5 protein-coding genes are annotated in these 6888 nt (G+C 66.0%); all 5 read right to left on the bottom strand.

Features of this window, described 5'->3' with window-relative positions; all coding sequences use genetic code 11:
• Window positions 1–144 precede the first annotated feature (144 nt).
• The 5 genes from IV498_RS18265 to IV498_RS18245 all read right to left on the bottom strand — a co-directional run bounded on the left by IV498_RS18265 (window position 145) and on the right by IV498_RS18245 (window position 6570).
• Window positions 145–588, bottom strand: a complete 444-nt coding sequence (locus tag IV498_RS18265) for a QcrA and Rieske domain-containing protein (RefSeq protein ID WP_269048502.1) — start codon at window positions 586–588, stop codon at window positions 145–147.
• A 115-nt stretch (window positions 589–703) separates the two neighbouring features.
• Window positions 704–2860 carry a 3-hydroxyacyl-CoA dehydrogenase NAD-binding domain-containing protein gene (locus tag IV498_RS18260; protein WP_269048501.1) on the bottom strand — a complete coding sequence of 719 codons (2157 nt, stop codon included), beginning with the start codon at window positions 2858–2860 and terminating at the stop codon, window positions 704–706.
• Complete coding sequence (locus tag IV498_RS18255; RefSeq protein ID WP_269048500.1) at window positions 2857–4122, bottom strand: thiolase family protein; 1266 nt, start codon at window positions 4120–4122, stop codon at window positions 2857–2859. Before IV498_RS18255 ends, IV498_RS18260 begins: the two co-directional genes overlap by 4 nt.
• A gap of 119 nt (window positions 4123–4241) precedes the next feature.
• Complete coding sequence (locus IV498_RS18250) at window positions 4242–5867, bottom strand: HRDC domain-containing protein (RefSeq protein WP_269048499.1); 1626 nt, start codon at window positions 5865–5867, stop codon at window positions 4242–4244.
• A gap of 82 nt (window positions 5868–5949) precedes the next feature.
• The gene (locus tag IV498_RS18245) at window positions 5950–6570 is read right to left on the bottom strand and encodes a DUF3000 domain-containing protein (RefSeq protein WP_269048498.1); all 621 of its coding nucleotides are present in this window, start codon (window positions 6568–6570) and stop codon (window positions 5950–5952) included.
• Between the last annotated feature and the right edge of the window lie 318 nt (window positions 6571–6888).

Here is a 6888-nt window from a genome sequence, read left to right as displayed (position 1 = left end):
GCCGGAGACCATCCAAGGAAGGCGAAAGCACCGACCGACACGGTCGCGCCCCACGAACCAGCAACCCGCACCGATCCAGCCCGGCAGGAACAAAAAGCCGCTACGACACCAAACCCGACGTCAAACCACTACCGACCCACCCACCTAGACGCTGACGGTGATCCATTCGCCGTCGATTGCCGCCGCCAGTCGGGACAAGGGTTTCCGCGCCGGTCCGGTCTGCACGCCGCCGTCCGACGGCTGGAAGATCGAGCCATGGCAGGGGCAGTGAAACTCTTGTCCTGCCGGCGCCACCACACAGCCGGCGTGCGGGCAAACGGCGCTGTACGCGAGGACCGAAGCCTCCTCCGGCCTGTAGATCAGCACGTCCTTGCCGTTGGCGCTGCCGGCCGCCGTCGATCCCACCGCAACGTCGGATACCTTGCCTACCCGGACCGGCGTCCCGCCAGTGGGAATAGGGCCCGGTGTCTGCCCAGCCGGGGAACCGCCCCCGCTGGGCGCGCAGGCGGAGAGCGCGGCAGCTGTTCCGGCGGCACCGGTGGCTCCCAACAGGGCGCGGCGGGTCAGGAGGCAAGGGCAGGAGTCCATATCCCTATGCTGCCAGATCCGGCTGGGAGGATGCTTGGGCCCTGCCGGGGCCGGCCCGCCAACCGGCGTGGCCCGCTCCAAACGACGCGGCGGCCCCACGGCGCGGCCTGGGCGGCTACGGCCTGGAAGCGATGCCGGCGGGATGGAACCTGCTGCCGGTTACCCGTTGCGAGGCTCCTGTCCGATCCAGATACGGAGTTATGCCGCCGAGGTGCATTGGCCACCCGGCGCCCATGATCATGCACAGGTCAATATCCTCCGGCCCGGCAACAACACCTTCCGAAAGCATCCGCCCAATTTCGTCGGCCAGCGCATCCTGGGTCCGGGCGAGGACCTGCTCCGCGGTGGAGGAACGGTCGCCGAAGTCCAGCAGCGCCAGAGTCTCCTCGGGCACCAACCTGCTCCCGTCGTCTGCCGTCTCCCACAGTCCCTTTTTCCCGGCGTCGATCAGTTTCTGCTGGTTCGCGGACACGTAAAAGCGCTCTCCGAATGCGGCCCTCAGGGATTCCTGCACGTGTTGTCCCACCGGCAGGCCCACCATCGCCAGCAGGGTGAACGGTGTCATGGGCAGGCCCATCGGGCGCAGGGCGTTGTCCGCCGTGGCCGCATCCGTCCCTTCATCGAAAACCAAGGTGATTTCCGCGAACAGCCGACCCAGGATCCGGTTTACCACGAACGCCGCAGCGTCCTTGACCAGGACCGCGTTTTTACGCAGCGTCTTGGCTGTGGCGAAGGCCGTGGCCAGCACTGCGTCGTCCGTTTCGGGAGCCTGCACGATCTCCAGCAGGGGCATCACCGCCACCGGATTGAAGAAGTGGAACCCGACCAACCGTTCGGGGTGCAGCAGGTCCGCCGCCATGGCCGTCACGGACAGCGAGGAGGTGTTGGTGGCAAGGATGCAGGAATCCGAAACAATGGCCTCCACCTCGGCGAACACCTGCTTCTTGACGGACAGCTCCTCAAAAACGGCCTCAATCACGAAGTCCGCGTCGGCAAAGACGTCCTTGCTGACCGAGCCAGAGACCAGCGCCTTGGTCCGGTTGGCCGCATCGGGGGAAATGCGCCCTTTGGCCTGCAGCTTGTCCAGCTCGCCGTGAACGTATCCCACGCCCTTATCGACCCGGACCTGGTCAATGTCCGTCAGCACCACGGGGACCTTGAGCTGGCGCGCAAAGAGCAAGGCGAGCTGGCTGGCCATCAGGCCGGCGCCCACCACGCCAACCTTGGTGACCGGACGGGCCAACGCAGGGTCCGGTGCACCGGCCGGGCGCTTGGCACGCTTCTGCACCAAATCCAGGAATGCGTAGACCGTGGCACGGAATTCATCCGTCTGCATCAGATCGGCCAGCGCCAGGTTTTCCTGCTCAAAGGACTTGGCCTTGGTGTAGTGCTTGCCCTGCTCCAGCAGCGCGATCGCACGGGCGGGTGCGGGAGCGGCATTGGAGGTGCGTTCTTCGACAAATGCCCGGGCGCGGGCGACGGCGGCATCCCAGGCCTCGCTGTCGGCTTCGCTAAGCGGGTCCGTAACGGAGTTCGGGCGTTCGACGGTGATGTCTGCGGTAATGACCTTGGCAGCCCAGGCCAGCGACTGCTCGACGAAGTCCGCCGGCTCAAACAAAGCATCCGCAATTCCGAGCTGAAAGGCGGCAGGTCCGCTCAGGGTGCGGTTATTGCTGAGCGGGTTCTCGATCATGACCTTGACGGCATTGGCCGGGCCAATCAGTCGCGGCAGTAGGTACACGCCGCCCCAACCGGGGACCAGGCCAATGAAGGCCTCGGGCAGGCCCAGCGCCCCGGCGCCGGTCGAAACCGTGCGATAGTTGGCGTTCAGTGCAATCTCCAGTCCACCGCCGAGCGCCACTCCGTTGATGAAAACAAAACTGGGCACGCCCAGATCATTGAGCGTGCTGTAGACATCGTGGCCCAGTTGGGCCATCGCCACGCCAGATTTCCGTTCCCGCAGTGTCTTGACGGCTGAGAGGTCCGCCCCGGCGACCAAAAAATGCGGCTTGCCCGTCACTCCAACGCCAATGATTTCACCGCGCGCGGCACGCTCACGCTGGGCCTCGAGCACCGTGCCCAGCTCCACCAGGGTATTGGGCCCCAAAGTGGTGGGGCGGCGGTGATCCAGACCATTGTCAAGGGTGATCAGCGCGAAGGTGCCCGCACTGCCGCCGCGGCCGTCCGGCAGCTCAACGTCCTCCAGATAGGAGTGCGTGACTATCTCGTCCGGGAAAAGTTCGGCCAGTGCTTTGAAGCCGTGTGCGCTCATTCTTCGTTCTCCTCATCGCTGGCGGGGGTACCGGTTCCTGAGCCTGCCGGAGCGTTGTCAACGCCATTCCAGTGCGGATTCTCCCAGATGACCGCGCCGCCCATGCCCAGTCCGATGCACATGGCGGTGATGCCGAACCGAACGGAGGGATCGTCCTGGAACTGGCGGGCCAGTTGGTTCATCAGCCGCACGCCCGAGGAGGCCAACGGATGACCAACCGCAATGGCGCCGCCGTAGCGGTTGACGCGATCGTCGTCGTCGGCGATGCCGAAGTGATCAAGGAAGGAAAGAACCTGCACCGCGAAGGCCTCGTTGATTTCAAAAAGCCCGATGTCGGTGATGTCCAGACGTGCCATTTTCAGGGCCTTTTCCGTAGCGGGCACCGGACCAATGCCCATGACCTCGGGCTCCACGCCGGCAAAGGCGTAGGAGACCAGCCGCATCTTGACTGTCAGCCCCAGTTCTTCGGCGGCCTCGGCAGAGGCCAGCACGGCCGCTGTTGCGCCGTCATTCAGTCCGGCGGCATTGCCCGCGGTGACTCGACCGTGCGCGCGGAACGGGGTGCGCAGCGTGGCAAGGTCCGCCACTGTGGTGCCCGGCCGCGGAGGTTCATCGACGGTGTTCAGCCTCCAGCCCTGTCCGGGCTTTCGGGTCACCACCGGCACCAGATCGGGCTGGATAAGGTTTTCGGCATAGGCCGCGGCGAGTTTGGCCTGACTTGCGGCCGCGTAGGCATCGGCGCGGTCCTTACTGATGGCCGGGAAGCGGTCATGCAGGTTCTCCGCGGTGTTGCCCATGTTCAGCGCGGCCGGATCGACCAGCCGCTCAGACATGAACCGCGGATTTGGATCGGCCCCGGAACCCATGGGGTGGTGTCCCATGTGCTCGACTCCGCCGGCAATAACCACATCGTAGGCGCCAAAGCCAATGCCGGACGCGGTGGTGGTTACGGCGGTCATGGCGCCGGCACACATCCGGTCGATGGCGAATCCGGGCACCGACTTCGGCAATCCGGACAGCAGGGCGGCCGTTCGGCCGATCGTGAGCCCCTGATCGCCGGTTTGGGTGGTGGCCGCGATCGCAACGTCGTCGATCCGGTCGGCGGGTAGCGAGGGATTGCGGCGCATCAACTCCCGGATGCATTTGACCACCAAGTCGTCGGCACGGGTTTCGGCATAGATCCCCTTCTCACCGGCCTTGCCAAAGGGGGTGCGGACCCCGTCAACGAAGACGACATCCCGTACTTGCCGGTTCTGACTCACCTGTTGCTCCTCGCCGAGACATGGATGCCGGCGGAGCCGATTGGGCTGGCCTCCGACGGCGTTCCCACCAACGTTACCCGTGGGTAACTTAGCTGACAAGCCGGCAACCCGGCCTGGTTCTACCTGCTGCCGGGTCCCGATTGCTGGCGCTCCTGCTGAACTGTGCAGGCCTCGGAATCGGTGGGCAGCGCTGCGGCTTGCGCCGGGGAAGCGGAGTCGGCGGTCTGAACCGGCGGGGCGGAGTCTGCGGGCACAGCTTTTTCCTTGACAGGCAGCGGAGCCGGATTCAGGAAGGCCTCCGTCAAGGCCGCCACCGTGATCCCGATCTGCCACGGCCGGGCGCCAAGGGTGGCGAGTTGCTCCGCCAGCGCTGACTCGGTGACCACCGCGGGCGGACGCCAAGCCAAGCGGCGCAGATGGTCAGGAGTGAGCAGGTTCTCCACCGGCATGTTCCATTCATCCGCCAATTCGGCAAGCCGGGGCTTGGCGGTGGCAAGCCGTGCGGCTGCAACGGGATCGCGGTCCGCCCACATGCGGGGCGGGGGAGGCGCGTTCGTGGCCAGATGCATTGGTGGTAGTTCATCCAGTTCACGGGCGGCGGCAATGGCGCGAAGCCAACGTGGGGCCTCGCGTTTTGAAGCGCGGCCGTGGAAGCCTTTCACGGTGAGCAGCGCTGGAACGGTAGAGGGCATGGCCTTCGCGGCTGCCACCAAGGCGGAATCAGGGATCAGCCGGCCCGGGGCAACGTCGCGCTTCTGCGCCAACTGCTCGCGCTCCAGCCATAACTCCCGGACGGCCGCCAGTTGTCGTCGGTCGCGGAGCTGGTGCACACCGGAGGTGCGGCGCCAAGGGTCGATGCGGGGACCGGAGACTCCGGCAGCCAGGATGGCGGCGAACTCCTCCTCGGCCAGGACCAGTTTTCCCTGGCCTTCGAGGAGCTCGATGAGTTCCTCGCGCAGCTCCGCCAGCACTTCCACGTCCAACGCTGCATACCGCAGCCAGGGTTCCGGAAGCGGGCGGGTGGACCAGTCGGCGGCGGAGTGTTCCTTGGCGAGGCCGAATCCCAGCAATTGCTCAATCACGGCAGCAAGTCCGACCCGGGGAAGTCCCGCCAATCTGGCCGCCAGCTCGGTGTCGAAGAGCTTTTCCGGCCACATGCCAAGTTCCGCCAGGCAAGGCAAATCCTGCGAGGCGGCATGCAGTATCCATTCCACTCCGCGAAGTGCTTCATTGATGACGGAAAGGTCCTGCAGGGGTTCTGGGTCGATCAGCCAGGTACCGGCGCCCTTGCGGCGGATCTGGATCAGGAAGGCACGCTGACCGTAGCGGAATCCGGAGGCACGTTCGGCGTCTACGGCGGCAGGCCCCGTGCCGGCGGCGAGTGCGGCAGCGGCAGTCTTCAGGCCCTCCGTGTCCGAGATGACCAGCGGCACTCCGTCCCTGGGCGTGTCCAGATCAATGACCGCCGGAAGCGCGGACAGGTCAATCCGTACCTCTGATGCGCTGTCGCCGGTGTGGTCGGGGTCCCGATCGTGGGACGCTCGGTCCTCGGTGTGGTCACGGTGCCGTTCGCGGGACCCTCGGTTGGAAAACCGGCTTGAGTACCCCGCTGCACCTGCCTCGGCGTCTTCAGCGCCATTGATGCCACCGGTGCCTTCCATGGCTTCATCCGCGGGCTTCCTGGCCGGCCGGGGCGTCCTGTCGCGGCGCACCCGGGTGCGCTTTTCCGTGTTTGGGGTCGTCATCGTGCCTCCAGTCTAGCGACGGCTTCCCACCGGGAGGGAATATCCAGCCGGGGCGCCGAGGATGGGCCGGCGCAGGGGCGGCTCAGTTACGACGCCTGTTCGGCAGCGCAAGCACACCTTCGGGCAGTGGCGGCAGCCCTGCGAAGGTGCAGACCATGTCCGACCATGCCTCCAAATGCGCCTGCACATCGGCGCCGGCGGGCGTCCAGGACGCCCTGAGCTCGATGTCTCTGGAATCTTGGCGTCCGCTCAGGGTCCCGTAGCTCTCCGACAGGATCCGGGTTGCCGTGCCCCCCGCAGACCGGTAGGGCGCGGCGTGGCCCTCGAGGGCTTCCACCAGCCAGGCCCAAGCCACCGATCCGAGCATGGCATCATTGCCCATGTCCGCCTCCAACTGGGCCCGGATGTAGGTGACAATCCGGAAGGTGCCATCCCATAACGCAGATCCGTCCGGGTCATGCAGCAGGATGAAACGTCCAGTCGCCAGTTCTGGCGGTCCGGCTTGGGCGGCGGCCATGGCGGCTGGACCGTGGACGGGCCGCACCGGGCGTCCGGTGACCTCAGCCCCCAGGGCCACCGCGAACGGTGCCAGTCTCGAGGGGGCAGGCAGTTCTTCCAGACGCAGTTCGCTGCGGCAATGGGCTTTTCGAAGGGTGCCCAGGGCTGTCAGGAAATCCGAGGGTACCTCTGTTAGCGCGCTCACCCTCGCAGATTATGTCACCGCACCCGCCATCTTAGGCAGGCGCGCCGCGTTCGCGCCGGCCCAGCCGCTGTGGGACAGATTCCCGCTCTGCCCACCGTCCGGCCCAGCCGCTGTGGGACAGATTCCCGCTCTGCCCACCGTCCGGCCCAACCGCTGTGGGCAGAATACTGATCTGCTTGAATTCTAGGGGTTGTTGCAACACCCGGGTTTAGCTGGCTCTTAGTAGATCACGTAGTTGTTCGGCTGGGGTATTCCAGCCCAGTGTTTTGCGGGGGCGGGCGTTGAGTTCCTGGGCGACGTGTTCGAGGTCTTCGGGTC

The sequence above is a fragment of the Paenarthrobacter sp. Z7-10 genome (genome assembly GCF_026932795.1).
Taxonomy (GTDB): Bacteria; Actinomycetota; Actinomycetes; order Actinomycetales; family Micrococcaceae; genus Arthrobacter_M.
The sequence above is the reverse complement of the archived record's forward strand: the minus strand, read 5'-3'. Positions and strand labels throughout refer to the sequence as shown.

Excerpts from the sequence above, each read along its gene's own strand:
- IV498_RS18260 (WP_269048501.1), bottom strand. The coding sequence starts at position 2,860 with ATGAGCGCACACGGCTTCAAAGCACTGGCCGAACTTTTCCCGGACGAG.
- IV498_RS18265 (WP_269048502.1), bottom strand. The coding sequence starts at position 588 with ATGGACTCCTGCCCTTGCCTCCTGACCCGCCGCGCCCTGTTGGGAGCC.
- IV498_RS18250 (WP_269048499.1), bottom strand. The coding sequence starts at position 5,867 with ATGACGACCCCAAACACGGAAAAGCGCACCCGGGTGCGCCGCGACAGG.